Here is a 17,088-nt window from a genome sequence, read left to right on the forward strand (position 1 = left end):
ATGTCCACCGCGACCGCCCGGCTCGTCCGGCCCGGTCTCGTCCGACCGCTCGGGTGGGCGAGCCTGATCGCCAACGTCGTCCTCGTGGTGACCGGTGGCGCCGTCCGGCTGACCGGCTCGGGGCTCGGCTGCCCGACCTGGCCGCGGTGCACCGACGCCTCGATGACACCGCGGCACTCGCTCAACGTGCACTCCGCCATCGAGTTCGGCAACCGCACGCTGACCTTCGTACTGACCGCGATCGCGATCGCCACCCTCGTCGCCGCCTGGAACAGCCGCCGGCGCGACCTGCGCCTGCTCTCGCTCGGGATGGCGCTCGGCATCCCGGCCCAGGCCGTCATCGGGGGCATCACCGTCCTCACCGACCTCAACCCGTGGATCGTCTCGCTGCACCTGCTGTGCTCGATGGCGATCATCGGCGTGGCGGTCCTCTTCCTGTGGCGCCTCGACCATGCCGACGTACCCGTGTTGCGGGGGCCCGTCCTCTGGCTCGCGTGGGCCAACTTCGCCGCCGCCTGGCTGGTGCTCTACGTCGGCACCGTCGTGACCGGCTCCGGCCCGCACGCCGGCGACGCGGACAGCCCGCGCAACGGGCTCTCCCCGTTGCAGATGTCGCAGCTCCACGCCGACCTGGTCTTCCTCTTCATCGGCCTGACGGTCGGGCTGCTGTTCGCCGCCCTGGCACTGCGAGCTCCGCGCGGCACCGTGCAGGCCGCGGGGCTCCTGCTCGCCGTCCAGCTCGCGCAGAGCCTGATCGGCTTCGTGCAGTACTTCACCGACCTGCCGATCGTCCTGGTCGGCTTCCACATGCTCGGCGCCGCGGTCATCGCCGCCGCCGTCACCTGGGTGCTGCTCCGGGTGCGCCAGCCGGTCGCCTGATCGAGCGCGCCGCGACCGGCGAGCCGGTCCATCGCAGGGATCAGCGGGAGATCAGCGGGTCGAGCGCGACGGCCACGAACAGCAGCGAGAGGTAGAGGTTGCTGCTGTGGAAGAGGTGCATCGGGCGGATGAGGGAGAGGTCCTCGGTGTTGCGGGACCGGACCAGCAGGCGGTGGGCCTGGACGAGGAAGACGGCGCCGAGCACGACGGCGCACGCGGTGTAGAACACACCGGTGCCGGCCACTGGCCAGAGCAGCAGCGAGGTCGCGACCATCACCCAGGAGTAGGCGACGATCTGACGGGCGACCTCGCGGGCCGGCTTCACGACGGGCAGCATCGGCACGTCGACGTTCGCGTAGTCCTCGCGGTAGCGCAGGGCCAGCGCCCAGGTGTGCGGCGGCGTCCAGAAGAACACGACCGCGAAGAGGACGACGGGGGCCCAGGAGAGCGAGTCGGTGACGGCGGTCCAGCCGATGAGGGCCGGGAAGCAGCCGGCGATGCCGCCCCAGACGATGTTCTGCGTCGTGCGCCGCTTCAGCAGCATCGTGTAGACGAAGACGTAGAACGCGTTGGCGGTGACGGAGAGCACGGCCGAGAGCGGGTTGACGAACGCCCAGAGAACCGCGGTCGAGATGATCGCGAGGACCGTGCCGAAGACCAGCGCCGCCCTCGGGGAGACGATGTGGCGCGGCAGCGCACGGCGGCGCGTGCGGCGCATCTGCTCGTCGATGTCGCGGTCGTAGACGCAGTTGAAGACGGATGCCGAGCCGGCCGAGAGGGTACCGCCGATCACGGTCGCAACGACGAGTCCGAGAGAAGGGACGCCACGTGCGGCGAAGAACATCACGGGTACCGTCGTCAGCAGGAGCAGCTCGATGACCCTGGGCTTCGTCAGTCCGACATACGCCGCGACGACGTCTCGCCAGGTCGCCTCCTCAGTCGTCCGCATCCCTTCACCCGCGTGGGTGAGCCGCTGGTCAACTGATGTCACCCTGGGAGTGTAGACCGTGACGTCGGTAGGCTTGGACTCGCCGTTCGTCACATCGAGAGGACTTCAGTGAGCATCACCCCCGACCTTGAGTGGACCGACCTGGACAAGAAGGCGGTCGACACCATCCGAGTGCTCGCGATGGACGCCGTGCAGAAGGTCGGCAACGGCCACCCCGGCACGGCGATGAGCCTGGCACCGGCGGCCTACCTGCTGTTCCAGAAGGTCATGCGCCACAACCCGGCCGACACCGACTGGATGGCGCGCGACCGGTTCGTCCTCTCCGCCGGCCACAGCTCGATCACCCTCTACCTGCAGCTCTTCCTCGGCGGCTTCGGCCTCGAGATCGAGGACATCAAGAGCCTGCGCACCTGGGGCAGCAAGACCCCCGGCCACCCCGAGTTCGGCCACACGGCCGGCGTCGAGGTCACCACCGGTCCGCTGGGCCAGGGCGTCGGCAACGCGGTCGGCATGGCCATGGCCGCGCGTCGCGAGCGCGGCATCCTCGACCCGAACGCCGACGGCGAGTCGGTCTTCGACCACAACATCTACGTGATCGCGTCCGACGGCGACCTGGAGGAGGGCGTCAGCGGCGAGGCCTCCTCGATCGCGGGCACCCAGGAGCTGGGCAACCTGACGGTCATCTACGACGCCAACAAGATCTCCATCGAGGGCAACACCGACGTCGCGTTCAACGAGGACGTCGCCAAGCGCTACGAGGCCTACGGCTGGCACGTCCAGACCGTCGACTGGACCCACTCCGGCGACCACGCCGACGGCGGGAACTACCACGAGGACGTCCCGGCGCTCCACGCCGCGCTCCAGGAGGCGGCCAAGGTCGCCGACAAGCCGAGCATGATCGTCCTCCGCACGATCCTCGCCTGGCCCGCCCCCCACGCGCAGAACACCGAGGCCGCCCACGGCAGCGCCCTGGGGGCCGACGAGGTCGCCGCCACCAAGAAGATCCTGGGCTTCGACCCGGAGAAGGACTTCGAGGTGCCGGACGACGTCCTGGCCCACACCCGCTCGCTGATCGAGCGCGGCAAGGAGTGGGAGACCGCCTGGCAGAAGGAGTACGACGCCTGGGCCGCCGCCAACCCCGAGCAGGTCACGATCCTCGAGCGGATGCGCAAGCGCGAGCTGCCCGAGGGCCTCGAGGCGGCGCTGCCGAGCTTCCCGGCCGACGCCAAGGGCATCGCGACCCGTGCCGCCTCGGGCAAGGTCATCAACGCGATCGCCGACCTGATGCCCGAGCTGTGGGGCGGCTCCGCCGACCTCGCCGGCTCCAACAACACGACGATCACCAGCGCCAAGTCGTTCATCCCGGCCAACCGCTCCACGCACGACTGGGAGGGTGACCCCTACCAGGGCCGCGTGCTCCACTTCGGCATCCGCGAGCACGGCATGGGCGCGATCCTCAACGGCATCGCCGTCCACGGTGGCACCCGCGTCTTCGGCGGCACGTTCCTGCAGTTCTCCGACTACATGCGCGGCGCGGTCCGCGTAGGCGCCCTGCAGAAGGCCCCGTCCATCTGGGTGTGGACCCACGACTCCGTCGGCCTAGGCGAGGACGGCCCGACCCACCAGCCGGTCGAGCACCTCTGGGCGCTGCGCGCGATCCCCGGCCTCGACATCGTCCGTCCCGCGGACGCCAACGAGACCGCCGCTGCGTGGCTGCAAATCCTGAAGAACGCAGACCGCCCGGCCGGTCTCATCCTGAGCCGGCAGAACCTGCCGGTGTTCCCGCGCGGCGAGCAGGGCTTCGCCACGACCGAGCACGTCGGCAAGGGCGCCTACACCCTCATCGACGCTGAGGGCGGCCAGCCGGACGTCATCCTCATCGGCACCGGCTCCGAGGTGCAGCTGGCGGTGACCGCCCGCGAGCAGCTCATGGAGGACGGCATCAACGCCCGCGTCGTCTCCATGCCGTCGGTGGAGTGGTTCGAGCAGCAGACCCAGGCCTACCGCGACGAGGTGCTGCCGGCGTACGTCAAGGCGCGCGTCAGCGTCGAGGCGGGCATCAGGCAGGGCTGGCGCGAGTACGTCGGCGACGCCGGCCGCAGCGTGAGCCTCGAGCACTACGGCGCCTCGGCGGACGCCGCGCGCATCTTCAAGGAGTTCGGCTTCACCCCCGAGGCGGTCGCCCAGGCCGCCAAGGACAGCATCGAGGCCGCCGCCAAGAGCCACCGGTGAGGCGCTGCTCCACCCCGCGCTACAGTCAAAGTTTGAACGATCAAACAGTTTGGGAGTGCACATGAGTGACCGCCTCAAGGCGCTGGCCGAGGCCGGCGTCTCCATCTGGCTCGACGACCTGTCGCGCGAGCGCATCGAGACCGGCAACCTCGCCGAGCTCGTCAAAGAGAAGTCGGTGGTCGGTGTCACCACCAACCCGACCATCTTCGCCGCCGCCATCGCCAACGGTGAGCGCTACGACGAGCAGGTCCGCCGGCTCGTCGCCGACGGCGCCGACGTCGACAAGGTGATCTTCGAGCTCACCACCGAGGACGTCCGCAACGCGTGCGACATCCTCGCGCCCGTCGCCGAGTCGACGAAGGACGACGGCCGCGTCTCGATCGAGGTCGAGCCGACCCTGGCCAACGAGACCCAGCCGACCATCGACAGCGCGAAGGCGCTGTGGGCGGCCGTGGAGCGGTCGAACGTGCTCATCAAGATCCCGGCGACCCTCGAGGGCCTGCCGGCCATCACCGCCGCGATCGCCGCAGGGATCAGCGTCAACGTCACGCTGATCTTCTCGACCGAGCGCTACCGCCAGGTCATGGACGCCTACCTGGCCGGCCTCGAGCATGCCAAGGAGGCGGGCATCGACCTGTCCACCATCCGCTCGGTGGCGTCCTTCTTCGTCAGCCGTGTTGACACCGAGGTGGACGCCCGCCTGGAGAAGCTCGGCAGCGACGAGGCGCTCGCCCTGCGCGGCAAGTCCGCCGTCGCGAACGCCCGCCTGGCCTACGCCGCCTTCGAGGAGGTCTTCTCCTCCGACCGGTGGAAGGCGCTCGAAGGCGCCGGCGCCAACGCGCAGCGTCCGCTGTGGGCGTCGACCGGCGTGAAGAACCCTGCCTACTCCGACACGCTCTACGTCACCGACCTCGTCGTCGCCGACACCGTCAACACCATGCCGGAGAAGACGCTCAACGCCTTCGCCGACCACGGCGAGGTCACCGGTGACCAGGTCACCGGCAAGGGCGAGGAGGCGCAGGCGGTCTTCGACCAGATCTCCGCGGCCGGCGTCGACGTGGACGACGTCTTCCTCACCCTCGAGACCGAGGGCGTCGACAAGTTCAAGGCGTCCTGGATCGAGCTCGTCGACACGGTCAAGGGCCAGATGGCGCAGGCGGCCGACGCGTGAGCACCGGGCCGGTTGACGCGACCACGACACCGGCCTGGCAGCGCCTGACGGCGCTGGCCGAAGGCTTCACCCCTGACCTTCGGTCGGCGCTCGCCGACGAGGAGTGGGTCCGGCGCTCGACGCTGCAGGCGGGGGACCTGTACGTCGACCTGTCCAAGAACCTCGTCGACCCGGACGTCTGGAAGGCGCTCCGGGCGCTGGCCGCCGAGGTCGGTCTGGAGGAGCGTCGCGACGCGATGTTCCGCGGTGAGCACATCAACATCACCGAGGACCGCGCCGTCCTGCACACCGCGCTCCGGCTCCCGGCCGACGCCTCGCTGGTCGTCGACGGCCAGGACGTCGTCGCCGACGTCCACGCCGTTCTCGAGCGCGTCTACGCGTTCGCGGACAAGGTGCGCTCCGGCGAGTGGACCGGTCACACCGGCCAGCGGATCCGGACGGTCGTCAACATCGGGATCGGCGGGTCCGACCTCGGCCCGGTGATGGCCTACGAGGCCCTCGCGCCCTACCGCCAGGACGGGCTGGAGTGTCGCTTCATCAGCAACATCGACCCGACCGACGCGGCGACCACGCTCGCCGGGCTCGACCCGGCCACGACCCTGTTCATCGTCTCCAGCAAGACCTTCGGGACCCTGGAGACGCTGACCAACGCCCGGCTCTGCAAGGCCTGGCTGCTCGAGGGGCTCGGCGCCGACGAGTCGGCGGTGACCCGGCACTTCGTCGCCGTCTCCACCGCCCTCGACAAGGTCGCCGCCTTCGGCATCGACCCGGCCAACGCCTTCGGGTTCTGGGACTGGGTCGGTGGCCGCTACTCGGTCGACTCCGCGATCGGCACCTCGCTCGCCGTGGCTGTCGGTCCGGAGCGGTTCACCGAGCTCCTCGCCGGCATGCACGCGATGGACGAGCACTTCCGCACCGCCGACCTGGAGCACAACGTGCCGGCGCTGATGGGGCTGCTCAACGTCTGGTACACCGACTTCCTCGGCGCCCAGACCCACGCGGTGCTCCCCTACTCCCAGCTGCTGCACCGCTTCCCCGCCTACCTCCAGCAGCTCACGATGGAGTCCAACGGCAAGGGCGTGCGCTGGGACGGCACCCCCGTCACGAGCGACACCGGCGAGGTCTTCTGGGGTGAGCCCGGCACCAACGGCCAGCACGCGTTCTACCAGCTCATCCACCAGGGCACGCGCGTCATCCCGGCCGACTTCATCGCGTTCGCCAACCCGGCCTACGCCCTGAAGGACGGCGACACCGACGTGCACGAGCTGTTCCTGGCCAACTTCCTCGCGCAGACCCAGGCGCTTGCGCTGGGCAAGACCGCCGACGAGGTGCGGGCGGAGGGGACCGCGGAGGAGATCGTGCCGGCGCGGGTGTTCTCCGGCAACCGGCCGACCACGTCGATCATCGCGCCGGACCTGACGCCCTCGGTGCTGGGCCAGCTGATCGCGCTCTACGAGCACATCACCTTCACCCAGGGCGTGGTGTGGGGCATCGACAGCTTCGACCAGTGGGGCGTCGAGCTGGGCAAGCAGCTCGCCCTCCGGATCAGCCCGGCGATCGCCGGCGACGAGACGGTGGCCGCCCAGCAGGACGCGTCCACCCGCTCGCTGATCGCCTACTACCACCAGCACCGACGCTGACGCGTCCGGAGACGGCTAGGAAGAGGACCCAGATGTTCCAGAACGACGCCCGCGTCGAGGTGCACGAGGACGCCGCCGCGCTGTCGACCGCCGTGGCCGGCGAGCTGCTCAGCCGGATCGCGGACCACCAGGCCGCCGGCGACGTCCCGCATGTCGTCCTGACCGGCGGCACGATCGCCGAGACCATCCACCGCGAGGTGGCCCGGCTGACGCCCGAGTCGGGCGTCGACTGGGGTGCGGTCGAGGTCTGGTTCGGCGACGAGCGGTACGTCGCGCCCGACTCCCCCGACCGCAACGCCGGTCAGGCGCGCGCGGCGTTCCTCGACGCGGTCGGCGTACCTGCCCACCGCGTGCACGCGATGCCGTCGACGGCCGACGCCGACGACGTCGACGCCGCTGCTGACGCCTACGAGGCGGAGCTGCACGAGCGGGGGCCCGTGGCCTTCGACATCCTCATGCTCGGCGTGGGGCCGGACGGACACGTCGCGTCGCTCTTCCCCGGCTTCGACCAGATCGACGTCACCGACCGCACCACGGTCGCCGTCACCGGCTCCCCGAAGCCACCGCCGGAGCGGGTCAGCCTGACGCTGCCCCGGCTCAACAAGTCGACCGCCGTCTGGTTCCTCGTCTCCGGCGAGGGCAAGGCCGAGGCCGTCGGGAGGGCCCTCGGCGGTGCCGACGTCCACGAGATCCCGGCGGCCGGCGTCACCGGTCGTGACGAGACGATCTGGTTCCTCGACCGGGCCAGTGCCTCGGCGCTCTGACGCCCGCCGCGAACGCAAGGGGCCGCCACCCGGATCCGGGTGGCGGCCCCTCGGCGTTCGACCAGCGTCAGAAGATGATGTCCCCCGACTTGCGCCTGGAGCGGAGCAGCTGGATCGCCTCGTCGAGGATGACCTCGGCCTCCGCGTCCGTGCGCCGCTCCTTCACATAGGCGAGGTGCGTCTTGTAAGGCTCGATCTTCGGCGCCGGCGGCGGGTTGTCGCAGTCCAGGCTCGCCGGGAGCCCACACTTCGGGCAGTCCCACGAGTCGGGCGCCGTCGCCTCCACCGCGAAGGTCACGACCGAGCGGTGCTCGCGCGCACAGAAGTAGGTGACCGCCTTGCGCGGAGCAGCCTCGCCCCGCTCGGCCTCACCCATCGGACCGGCACCGACCCGGCTACCCCGGATCGCGTTGCCTCCACCAGCCACGTTCGTCCCCTTCGGATTTCTCAGTAGGCCTTGAGCAGGCCGAGCGCGATGACACAGGCGAACCAGATGATCCCCGTGCCGACCGTCAGCCTGTCGAGGTTCCGCTCAGCGACGGAGGAGCCCCCCAGAGAGCTGGACACACCACCGCCGAACATGTCCGACATTCCGCCGCCCCGCCCCTTGTGGAGCAGCACGAGCAGGATCATCAGGGCACTCGCGATGATGAGGATGATGGTGAAGAGCAGTTCCAGCACGCGGGAATCCTACGTCACGTCCGCCCGTGCTCAGAGCACCGGCATGGCATAGAAGCGACAGATCGCTGCGAACTCGTCCACCTGCAGGCTCGCGCCGCCCACCAGAGCGCCGTCGACGTCCGGCTGAGCCATCAGGGCCGCGACGTTGGTCGCCTTCACCGAGCCGCCGTAGAGGATCCGCACGGTGTCGCCCACGTCGTCGCCGTGGGTGCTCCGGACGCAGGCCCTGAGCTCCGCACAGACCTCCTGGGCATCCTCGGGCGTGGCCACCTCGCCGGTGCCGATCGCCCACACCGGTTCGTAGGCGAGCACCGATCCGGCGACCTGCTCGGCGGTGAGGCCGGCCAGCGACCCCGTGACCTGGACGGTGCAGTGGTCGACGTGCCCACCGGCCTGTCGCACCTCGAGCCCCTCCCCGACGCAGATGATCGGGGTGAGCCCGTGCTTGAGCGCAGCGGTGGCCTTCTCGGCGACCAGTGCGTCGGTCTCGGCGTGGTACTGCCGGCGCTCCGAGTGCCCGACGACGACATAGCTGCAGCCCAGCTTCGCCAGCATCGCGGCCGAGACCTCGCCGGTGTAGGCGCCCGACTCGTGCGGCGACACGTCCTGGGCGCCGTACTTGATGGAGAGCCGGTCGCCGTCGACCAGCGTCTGCACGGACCGGATGTCGGTGAACGGCGGGAGGACGGCGACCTCGGCCTTGGCGTAGTCGTGCCGCTTGTCCGACAGCGTCCACGCGAGCTTCTGGACGAGGACCACCGCCTCCTGGTGGTTCAGGTTCAGCTTCCAGTTGCCCGCCATCAGCGGGGTGCGCGTGTGCGTCATCGGCTCAGTCCTCGAGCACCGTGATGCCGGGGAGCTCCTTGCCCTCGAGGTATTCGAGGCTGGCGCCACCGCCGGTGGAGATGTGCCCGAAAGCGTCCTCGTCGAACCCGAGCGCGCGTACGGCGGCCGCGGAGTCGCCACCGCCGACGACCGTGAGCGCCCCCGTGTCACGGAGCTCGGTGAGCGCCTGCGCGACCGCGCGGGTGCCCTCGGCGAAGGCCGGCTGCTCGAAGACGCCCATCGGGCCGTTCCAGAAGACGGTCCTCGCCGGACGGATCTCCTCGGCGAACGCAGCACCCGACGCGGGGCCGATGTCGAGGCCCAGCGCGTCGGCGGGGATCTCGTCGGCCGCGACGACGCGGGCCGAGGCCTCGTCTCCGAAGCTGTCGGCGACCACGACATCGGTCGGCAGGACGATCTCGACACCGGACTGCTGCGCCCGCTCGAGGTAGCCGAGCACGGTCGGGACCTGGTCCTCCTCGAGCAGGCTCGAACCCACCTCGCGGCCCTGCGCCTTGAGGAAGGTGAAGACCATGCCGCCACCGATGAGCAGCTTGTCGGCCTTGCCGAGGAGGTTGTCGATCACACCGAGCTTGTCGGAGACCTTCGAGCCGCCGAGGACGACCACGTAGGGCCGCTCGGGCGTCTCGGTCAGCCGCCGCAGCACGTCGATCTCCGCCGCGACGAGGCCGCCCATCGCGTGCGGGAGCCGCTGCGCGACGTCGTAGACCGACGCCTGCTTGCGGTGCACGACGCCGAAGCCGTCGGAGACGAAGACGTCGGCGAGCGCAGCGAGCTCGTCGGCGAAGGCACCGCGGGCGGCGTCGTCCTTGGCGGTCTCGCCGGCGTCGAACCGGACGTTCTCGAGCAGCGCCACCTGGCCGTCGGCCAGGCCGCCGACCGTCTCCTGCGCCGAGGGGCCGACGGTGTCCGTCGCGAAGGCGACCGGGGCGTCGAGCAGCTCGCCGAGACGGGTGGCGACCGGCGCGAGGGAGTACTTCGCGTCGGGGGCACCGTCGGGACGGCCGAGGTGGGCGGTGACCACCACCCGTGCACCGGCCTCAGCCAGCGCGCGGATGGTGGGCACCGATGCCCGGATCCGGCCGTCATCGGTGATGGCGCCGTCCTTGAGGGGGACATTGAGGTCCGACCGGACGAGGACACGCTTGCCGCCGACGCTCTGTAGAAATTTCGGCGTCAGTCCGGCGTACTCCCCCACGTCAGAGCGTCTTGCCGACGTAGTCGATCAGGTCGGCGAGGCGGTTGGAGTAGCCCCACTCGTTGTCGTACCAGCCGGCGACCTTGACCTGGTTGCCGATGACCTTGGTCAGCGGCGCGTCGAAGATGCACGACGCCGGGTCGGTGACGATGTCGGAGGAGACGATCGGGTCGGTGGAGTAGCGGAGGTACTTGCCGTCGGCGGCGTTCTTGACGATCTCGTTGATCTCCTCGACCGAGGTCTCGCGGGAGGCCTCGAAGGAGAGGTCGGTGAGCGAGCCGGTCGGGGTCGGGACCCGCAGCGCGTAGCCGTCGAGCTTGCCCTTGAGCTCGGGCAGGACCAGGCCGATCGCCTTCGCGGCGCCGGTGGAGGTCGGGACGATGTTGAGCGCGGCGGCGCGGGCGCGGCGCAGGTCCTTGTGGATGTTGTCCTGCAGGTTCTGGTCGGCCGTGTAGGCGTGGACGGTCGTCATCAGGCCCTTGACGATGCCGATGCCGTCGTTGAGCGCCTTCGCCATCGGCGCGAGGCAGTTGGTCGTGCAGGACGCGTTGGAGATGACCGTGTGGTTGTCGGGCTCGTAGATGCCCTCGTTGACGCCCATGACGATCGTGGCGTCCTCGTGGGAGGCCGGTGCGGAGATGATGACCTTCTTGGCGCCGCCGTTGTCGACGTGCGCACGCGCCTTGGTGGCGTCGGTGAAGAAGCCGGTCGACTCGACGACCACGTCGACGTCGAGCTCGCTCCACTTGAGGTTGGCCGGGTCGCGCTCGGCGAAGGCCCTGACGACCTGGTCGCCGACGCGGATCTCGTCGCCGCTCGCGGAGACGTCGGCGTCGAGGACACCGAGGATGGTGTCGTACTTGAGCAGGTGGGCCAGCACGGCGTTGTCGGACAGGTCGTTGACGCCGACGATCTCGATGTCGAGACCCGACGCACGCACGGCGCGGAAGAAGTTGCGGCCGATGCGGCCGAACCCGTTGATGCCTACTCGAACGGTCACTGCTACTCCTGGGATCTGAGGGCGCGTTTAGTCACGCCGTCGGAAGGACGCCTCGACACTACCCACTACCTGCCGGTAGAAGGACCGGCGCGTCCGGCGGTCTCAGACCTTGGCACGATCAAACGATCGCGATCCTCGTCACAGGATCAGTCGTCGGCCAGCATGTCCGGGGTCAGCACGGCCTCGGTGTCGGGGATGCCGAGCTCCTCGGCGCGCTTGTCGGCCATCGCCAGGAGGCGGCGGATGCGGCCGGCGATGGCGTCCTTGGTGAGCGCGGGGTCGTGCAGCTGGCCGAGCTCCTCGAGGGACGCCTGCTTGTGCTCGAGCCGCAGGCTCCCGGCCTGGCGCAGGTGGTCGGGGATCTCCTCGCCGAGGATCTCCAGCGCCCGCTCGACGCGCGCGCCTGCCGCGACCGCGGCCCGGGCCGAGCGGCGCAGGTTGGCGTCGTCGAAGTTGGCCAGCCGGTTGGCGGTGGCACGCACCTCGCGGCGCATCCGGCGCTCCTCCCACGCCATCAGCGACTCGTGCGCGCCCAGCCGGGTGAGGAGCTGGCCGATCGCGTCGCCGTCCCGGATCACGACCCGGTCGACCCCGCGGACCTCGCGAGCCTTGGCCTGGATGCCGAGCCGGCGGGCGACACCCACGAGTGCGAGCGCCGCCTCGGAGCCGGGGCAGGTCACCTCCAGCGAGGAGGAGCGACCGGGCTCGGTGAGCGAGCCGTGCGCCAGGAAGGCGCCGCGCCAGGCCGCGACCGCGTCGCAGGCGCCGCCCGAGACGACCGCGGGCGGGAGCCCGCGGACGGGGCGGCCGCGCTGGTCGAGCAGTCCGGTCTGACGGGCCAGCGCCTCGCCCTCGCGCGAGACGCGCACGATGTAGCGGCTCCCCTTGCGGATGCCGTTGGCCTGCACGATGGTCACCTCGGCGTGGTGGCCGTAGACGTCGGCGATGTCGCGGCGCAGCCGCCGGGCGGCAGCGCCCGTGTCGAGCTCGGCCTCGACGACGATCCGGCCGTTGACGATGTGGAGGCCGCCGGCGAAGCGCAGCGTCGAGGCCACCTCCGCCTTGCGGCAGCAGGTCTTGGTGATCTGGGTGGATGAGAGCTCCGCCTTGACCTGTGCCGTCATCGCCATGGCGCCGATCCTTTCACGTTCGTCAATCAACCTCGCACCTGACGTCGACCGTCCCAGCGGTCGCTGCGTCAGGCCGCAGACAGGCTCGGTCAGCCTGCCATGATCGCGGCGTAGGCCCGGGCCAGCTTGACCGGGTCGTGGCGCGGCGTACCGTCCCCGACGCTCACGTCGTCGAGCACGAGCCGGGCGCCGCAGGCCTCGACGGCCTCGCGCAGCTCGGCCAGCCCGTCGCCGACCGAGGACGCGTCGGCGAGCACGGTGTCGACCTTGAGCGACGGTGCGTGCTCGAGGAGTACGGCGAGGTGGTCGGCGGGTCCGAAGCCGGGCGTCTCCCCCGCCTGCTCGGCGAGGTTGAGCACGACGACGATGCGAGCGGGCGTCTCCAGGAGGGCGCCGCGCAGGGCGGGGACCATCAGGTGCGGGATGACCGAGGTGAACCAGGAGCCGGGCCCGATGAAGACCCAGTCCGCGCCGGCGATGGCGTCGAGCGCGGCCGGGGCCGCGGGCGGGTCCTCGGGCACGAGCGCGATGGAGTCGATGACGCCCTCGGTGGTGGCGACCTCCACCTGGCCGCGGACCGCGACCAGCGCGTCGGGATGGTCCGGGACCAGGCCGCGGACCTGGGCGGTGATGTCCATCGGGGTGAGCGCCATCGGGAGGACACGGCCCTTCGCGCCGAGCAGCCGGCCGACGTAGTCGAGCGCCTTCACGTGGTCGCCGAGGAGCTCCCACAGCCCGACGATGAGGAGGTTGCCGAGGTTGTGCCCCTGCATCTCCCCGTCACCGGCGAACCGGTGCTGGAGCACCTCGGCCCAGGTCGTGCCCCAGTCGTCGGAGCCGCACAGAGCGGCGAGCGCCATCCGCAGGTCACCGGGAGGGAGCACGTCGAACTCGCGGCGCAGCCGGCCCGAGGAACCGCCGTTGTCGGCCACCGTGACGATCGCGGTCAGCTCGTCGACGGTGAGGTCGTCCACGAGCACCCGGAGGGCGGACAGCGAGGCGTGGAGGCCGTGACCACCCCCGAAGGCGGCGACCGCCTGGGCGCGGTCGTGCCACTCCTCCACGGAGGGGCCGCTCACTCGCGCCCCAGGTCGCGGTGGAGGGCGCGGGCGACGAGGCCGCCTTCCTGCAGGCGGCGCGCGATCTCCTCGGCCATGGCGACGCTGCGGTGCTTGCCGCCGGTGCAGCCGACGGCGACCCGCATGAAGCGCTTGCCCTCGCGCAGGTAGCCCTCGGCGACGCCCTCCAGCACGGGAACGTAGCCGTCGAGGAACTCCTTCGCCCCCGGGCGGCTCTTCACGTAGGCGGCGACCTCGGGGTTGTCGCGCCCGTTCCCCGGCCGCAGCTCGGGCACCCAGTGCGGGTTGGGCAGGAAGCGCATGTCGGCGATGAAGTCGGCGTCGACGGGGATGCCGTACTTGAAGCCGAAGCTGAGCACCGTCACCCGCAGCCGGGTGGTGTCCGGGGTTCCGAAGGACTCGGCGATGCGGTCGGTGAGCTGGTGCACGTTGAGGTTGGTGGTGTCGATGACGAGGTCGGCGACCGAGCGCAGGTCGGCCAGCGCGACCCGCTCGCGCTGGAGGCCGTCGAGCAGCCGGCCCTCGCCCTGCAGCGGGTGCGGCCGGCGTGCGGCCTCCTGGCGGCGGACGAGCACCTCGTCGCCGGCGTCGAGGAACACGAGCGTCGCCTTCCGGCCCGCTCCCTCGTGGGCGATCGCACCGGCGATCGCGTCGAAGAAGGCGCCGGAGCGGACGTCGACGACCACGGCGATCGGCTGCTGACGGCCGCGGCTCTCGTCGACGAGGCGGACGACCTCGGGCAGGAGCGACGGCGGGAGATTGTCGATCACGAAGAAGCCGAGGTCCTCGAGCTCCTTGGCGGCCGTGCTGCGGCCGGCCCCGGTCATCCCGGTGACGACGACGAGCTCGCCCGCGTGCACCTCCGGATCCTGCTGATCCCCCACGTCACGTCTCCTGGACTTCGCCGGTCGCCGTGTTCACGGCGATCCCTGTGCCATTCTTCTCGACCGCCGCCTTGATCGCAGCCGCTGTGGCGGGTCCGATCCCCGGCACCGTCGCGACCTCCTCGAGGCTCGCCGCCCGCAGCTTGCGCAACGAGCCGAAGTGCTTGAGCAGCGTCTTGCGGCGCACCTCACCGAGGCCGGGGACGTCATCGAGGATGCTCTCGACCATCGACTTGGAGCGCCGCGAGCGGTGGTGGGTGATCGCGAACCGGTGGGCCTCGTCGCGGACGCGCTGCAGGAGGTAGAGCCCCTCCGAGGAGCGCGGCAGGATGACCGGGTCGGCCTGGCCGGGCAGCCAGACCTCCTCCAGCCGCTTCGCGAGTCCGCAGACGGGGACGTCGTCGATGCCGAGCTCGTCCAGGGCGCGGACGGCGGCCGCCACCTGCGGTGCGCCGCCGTCGACCACCACCAGGCCGGGTGCGTAGGCGAACTTGCGCGGCCGTCCGGTCTCCGGGTCGACCAGCATCGGGCCGTGAGCACCGTCCACCTCGGTGGACGGCACCGACGTCGCCTGCTCGTCGAGCAGCCGCCGGAACCGTCGGGTGATCACCTCGTGCATCGCCCGGACGTCGTCGGAGCCGTCCTGGCCGCGGATCACGAAGCGGCGGTATTCGGACTTGCGGGCGAGACCGTCCTCGAAGACGACCATCGAGGCGACGATCTCGGAGCCCTGCAGGTGGGAGATGTCGTAGCACTCGATGCGCAGCGGGGCCTCGGGCAGCTCCAGGGACTCGCGGAGCTCCTCCAGCGCCTGGTTGCGGGTGGTCAGGTCGGAGGCGCGCTTGGTCTTGTGGATGGCCAGCGTCTGCGCGGCGTTGCGCCCGACCGTCTCGAGCAGGGTCTTCTTGTCGCCCCGCTGCGGCACCCGGACCTGGACCCGGCTGCCGCGCAGGTCGGTGAGCAGCTCCTCGACAGTCGTCGCCTCCGGCGGCAGCGCGGGCACCAGCACCTCGCGCGGGATCGAGTCGGGGTCGCCGGCATAGAGCTGGAGCAGGAAGTCCTCCACCAGCTTGTCGGTCTCGCCCTCGTCGACCCGGTCGGCGACCCAGCCGCGCTGGCCGCGGATCCGGCCGCCGCGGACGTGGAAGACCTGCACGGCGACCTCGAGCGGGTCCTCGGCCAGGGCGATCACGTCGGCGTCGGCGCCGTCGCCGAGGACGACGGCCTGCTTCTCCAGCGCTCGCTGGAGGGCGCCCAGGTCGTCGCGCAGCCGGGCGGCGCGCTCGAACTCCAGGGCGTCGCTGGCGGCGTACATCTCCTTCTCGATGCGACGGACGAACCCGGTCGTGTTGCCGCCGATGAAGTCGCAGAAGTCCTCGACGATCCGGCGGTGGTCCTCGGCGCTGACGTTGCCGACGCACGGGGCGCTGCACTTGTCGATGTAGCCGAGCAGGCAGGGCCGGCCGACCTGCTGGCTGCGCTTGAAGACGCCGTTGCTGCACGAGCGCATCGGGAAGACCCGCAGCAGGACGTCGACGGTCTCCCGGATCGCCCAGGCGTGGCTGTAGGGACCGAAGTAGCGGGTCCCCTTGCGCTTGGCGCCGCGGCCGACCATGACGCGCGGGAACTCGTCGGCGAGCGTGACGGCGAGCCAGGGGTAGGACTTGTCGTCGCGGTACTTCACGTTGAACCGCGGGTCGAACTCCTTGATCCAGGAGTACTCCAGCTGGAGGGCCTCGACCTCGGTGTTGACCACGGTCCACTCGACGCTGGCCGCGGTCGTCACCATCGTCGCGGTGCGCGGGTGGAGGCTGCGGATCGGCTGGAAGTAGTTGGACAGGCGCGCCCGGAGGTTGATCGCCTTGCCGACGTAGATGACCCGGCCCTTCGGGTCGCGGAACCGGTAGACCCCGGGCTGGGTCGGGATCTCCCCCGGCCGCGGTCGATAGCTCCTCGGGTCAGGCACGCCCCAACCCTACGGCGGCACTCCGACACTCCTTAACCCGCGTTTCTGACGCTACTTGGGTGACCGCCGAGCTGGGCTGCCGAGCCCGGCCGGGACGGCTCAGGCGCGGTAGTAGACGTCCGCCCGGCGGTTCTTGGCCGGATCCGGGCTGACCGGGTTCTCCATGGCTGCCGCGACGGTGCGAGAGGTGAGCCTCCTCAGCTGACGGTGATCTGCCCGTTCGCCACGCTGATGTCGATCGGCGGCAGCGGCTCGGGCGCCGGCCCGCCCTGGACCGATCCGTCGGCGAGGGAGTACTTGCTGAAGTGGCAGCTGCACTGGATCGCGTGGTTCACGATCTTGGAGACCTGGCAGCCCTGGTGGGTGCAGGTGGCACTGAACGCGTGGAACGTCCCCTCCTCAGGCTGCGTCACCACGACGTTCAGGTCGCCGTAGATCTTGCCGCCGCCGACAGGGACGTCACTCGTCGGGCCGACCACGACGCCGGCCGAGGGGGTCGCGGTCGGTAGGACGGCGCCGGCCGGGATCTCGTCGCCCTCGGACGCGTTCGAGCCGCCACAGGCGGCGAGCACGGGCACGGCGGCTGTGAGGCCGGCTCCGGCCAGGGTCGTACGACGGGTGATCTGATCGCGCATGGGGACTCCTGGTCGTCAGCGAGTGGCAGGCGTG

Annotated in this window: 16 protein-coding genes; 5 read left to right on the forward strand and 11 right to left on the reverse strand. The window is 70.7% G+C overall.

What is annotated here, in order from left to right; all coding sequences use genetic code 11:
• A complete protein-coding gene (locus BM236_RS11180; RefSeq protein ID WP_091123645.1) occupies window positions 1–879 on the forward strand; it encodes a COX15/CtaA family protein in 879 nt (292 codons plus the stop codon).
• Window positions 880–919: 40 nt separating this feature from the next.
• Here BM236_RS11180 and BM236_RS11185 read toward each other — a convergent pair whose 3' ends face one another.
• A complete protein-coding gene (locus BM236_RS11185; protein ID WP_091123648.1) occupies window positions 920–1,828 on the reverse strand; it encodes a heme o synthase in 909 nt (302 codons plus the stop codon).
• Between the two features lie 180 nt (window positions 1,829–2,008).
• Between BM236_RS11185 and tkt the strand changes: the two genes are divergently transcribed.
• The 4 genes from tkt to pgl all read left to right on the forward strand — a co-directional run bounded on the left by tkt (window position 2,009) and on the right by pgl (window position 7,635).
• Window positions 2,009–4,060, forward strand: a complete 2,052-nt coding sequence (gene tkt, locus BM236_RS11190; protein ID WP_245750290.1) for a transketolase — start codon at window positions 2,009–2,011, stop codon at window positions 4,058–4,060.
• Between the two features lie 61 nt (window positions 4,061–4,121).
• On the forward strand, window positions 4,122–5,231 hold the full coding sequence (gene tal / locus BM236_RS11195) for a transaldolase (protein WP_091123652.1): 1,110 nt from the start codon (window positions 4,122–4,124) through the stop codon (window positions 5,229–5,231).
• A complete protein-coding gene (pgi, locus tag BM236_RS11200) occupies window positions 5,228–6,871 on the forward strand; it encodes a glucose-6-phosphate isomerase (RefSeq protein WP_091123655.1) in 1,644 nt (547 codons plus the stop codon). The genes tal and pgi overlap by 4 nt, the downstream gene beginning before the upstream one ends.
• 32 nt (window positions 6,872–6,903) lie before the next feature.
• Complete coding sequence (gene pgl / locus BM236_RS11205; RefSeq protein ID WP_091123656.1) at window positions 6,904–7,635, forward strand: 6-phosphogluconolactonase; 732 nt, start codon at window positions 6,904–6,906, stop codon at window positions 7,633–7,635.
• A 67-nt stretch (window positions 7,636–7,702) separates the two neighbouring features.
• Here the strand turns inward: pgl and BM236_RS11210 are convergent, their stop codons facing one another.
• The 10 genes from BM236_RS11210 to BM236_RS11255 form a co-directional block, all read right to left on the reverse strand.
• Window positions 7,703–8,062: an RNA polymerase-binding protein RbpA gene (locus tag BM236_RS11210; RefSeq protein WP_091123659.1), complete on the reverse strand. Its 360-nt coding sequence runs from the start codon at window positions 8,060–8,062 to the stop codon at window positions 7,703–7,705.
• 20 nt (window positions 8,063–8,082) lie between these two features.
• A complete protein-coding gene (secG, locus tag BM236_RS11215; RefSeq protein ID WP_091123832.1) occupies window positions 8,083–8,313 on the reverse strand; it encodes a preprotein translocase subunit SecG in 231 nt (76 codons plus the stop codon).
• A 33-nt stretch (window positions 8,314–8,346) separates the two neighbouring features.
• Window positions 8,347–9,141 (reverse strand): triose-phosphate isomerase, encoded by a 795-nt coding sequence (gene tpiA / locus BM236_RS11220; protein WP_091123660.1) that lies wholly within the window; start codon window positions 9,139–9,141, stop codon window positions 8,347–8,349.
• A gap of 4 nt (window positions 9,142–9,145) precedes the next feature.
• Window positions 9,146–10,360 carry a phosphoglycerate kinase gene (locus BM236_RS11225; protein WP_281247650.1) on the reverse strand — a complete coding sequence of 405 codons (1,215 nt, stop codon included), beginning with the start codon at window positions 10,358–10,360 and terminating at the stop codon, window positions 9,146–9,148.
• A 1-nt stretch (window position 10,361) separates the two neighbouring features.
• Window positions 10,362–11,360, reverse strand: coding sequence for a type I glyceraldehyde-3-phosphate dehydrogenase (gap, locus tag BM236_RS11230; protein WP_091123663.1), 999 nt, complete (start codon window positions 11,358–11,360; stop codon window positions 10,362–10,364).
• Window positions 11,361–11,506: 146 nt separating this feature from the next.
• Complete coding sequence (whiA, locus tag BM236_RS11235; RefSeq protein WP_091123664.1) at window positions 11,507–12,490, reverse strand: DNA-binding protein WhiA; 984 nt, start codon at window positions 12,488–12,490, stop codon at window positions 11,507–11,509.
• Window positions 12,491–12,579: 89 nt separating this feature from the next.
• The gene (locus BM236_RS11240; protein ID WP_245750278.1) at window positions 12,580–13,569 is read right to left on the reverse strand and encodes a gluconeogenesis factor YvcK family protein; all 990 of its coding nucleotides are present in this window, start codon (window positions 13,567–13,569) and stop codon (window positions 12,580–12,582) included.
• On the reverse strand, window positions 13,566–14,453 hold the full coding sequence (rapZ, locus tag BM236_RS11245; RefSeq protein WP_281247651.1) for an RNase adapter RapZ: 888 nt from the start codon (window positions 14,451–14,453) through the stop codon (window positions 13,566–13,568). The genes BM236_RS11240 and rapZ overlap by 4 nt, the downstream gene beginning before the upstream one ends.
• A 1-nt stretch (window position 14,454) precedes the next feature.
• A complete protein-coding gene (gene uvrC, locus BM236_RS11250; protein ID WP_091123669.1) occupies window positions 14,455–16,419 on the reverse strand; it encodes an excinuclease ABC subunit UvrC in 1,965 nt (654 codons plus the stop codon).
• 197 nt (window positions 16,420–16,616) lie between these two features.
• The gene (locus BM236_RS11255) at window positions 16,617–17,054 is read right to left on the reverse strand and encodes a Rieske (2Fe-2S) protein (RefSeq protein WP_091123671.1); all 438 of its coding nucleotides are present in this window, start codon (window positions 17,052–17,054) and stop codon (window positions 16,617–16,619) included.
• Between the last annotated feature and the right edge of the window lie 34 nt (window positions 17,055–17,088).

It is taken from the genome of Nocardioides terrae (genome assembly GCF_900112345.1).
In the GTDB taxonomy this organism is placed as follows: domain Bacteria; phylum Actinomycetota; class Actinomycetes; order Propionibacteriales; family Nocardioidaceae; genus Nocardioides; species Nocardioides terrae.

What these genes read in the sequence shown, in the direction of transcription:
- BM236_RS11180 (WP_091123645.1), top strand. Translation starts at nt 1, where the DNA reads ATGTCCACCGCGACCGCCCGGCTCGTCCGGCCCGGTCTCGTCCGACCG.
- BM236_RS11185 (WP_091123648.1), bottom strand. Translation starts at nt 1,828, where the DNA reads ATGCGGACGACTGAGGAGGCGACCTGGCGAGACGTCGTCGCGGCGTAT.
- tkt (WP_245750290.1), top strand. Translation starts at nt 2,009, where the DNA reads ATGGACGCCGTGCAGAAGGTCGGCAACGGCCACCCCGGCACGGCGATG.
- tal (WP_091123652.1), top strand. Translation starts at nt 4,122, where the DNA reads ATGAGTGACCGCCTCAAGGCGCTGGCCGAGGCCGGCGTCTCCATCTGG.
- pgl (WP_091123656.1), top strand. Translation starts at nt 6,904, where the DNA reads ATGTTCCAGAACGACGCCCGCGTCGAGGTGCACGAGGACGCCGCCGCG.
- tpiA (WP_091123660.1), bottom strand. Translation starts at nt 9,141, where the DNA reads ATGACGCACACGCGCACCCCGCTGATGGCGGGCAACTGGAAGCTGAAC.
- whiA (WP_091123664.1), bottom strand. Translation starts at nt 12,490, where the DNA reads ATGGCGATGACGGCACAGGTCAAGGCGGAGCTCTCATCCACCCAGATC.
- BM236_RS11255 (WP_091123671.1), bottom strand. Translation starts at nt 17,054, where the DNA reads ATGCGCGATCAGATCACCCGTCGTACGACCCTGGCCGGAGCCGGCCTC.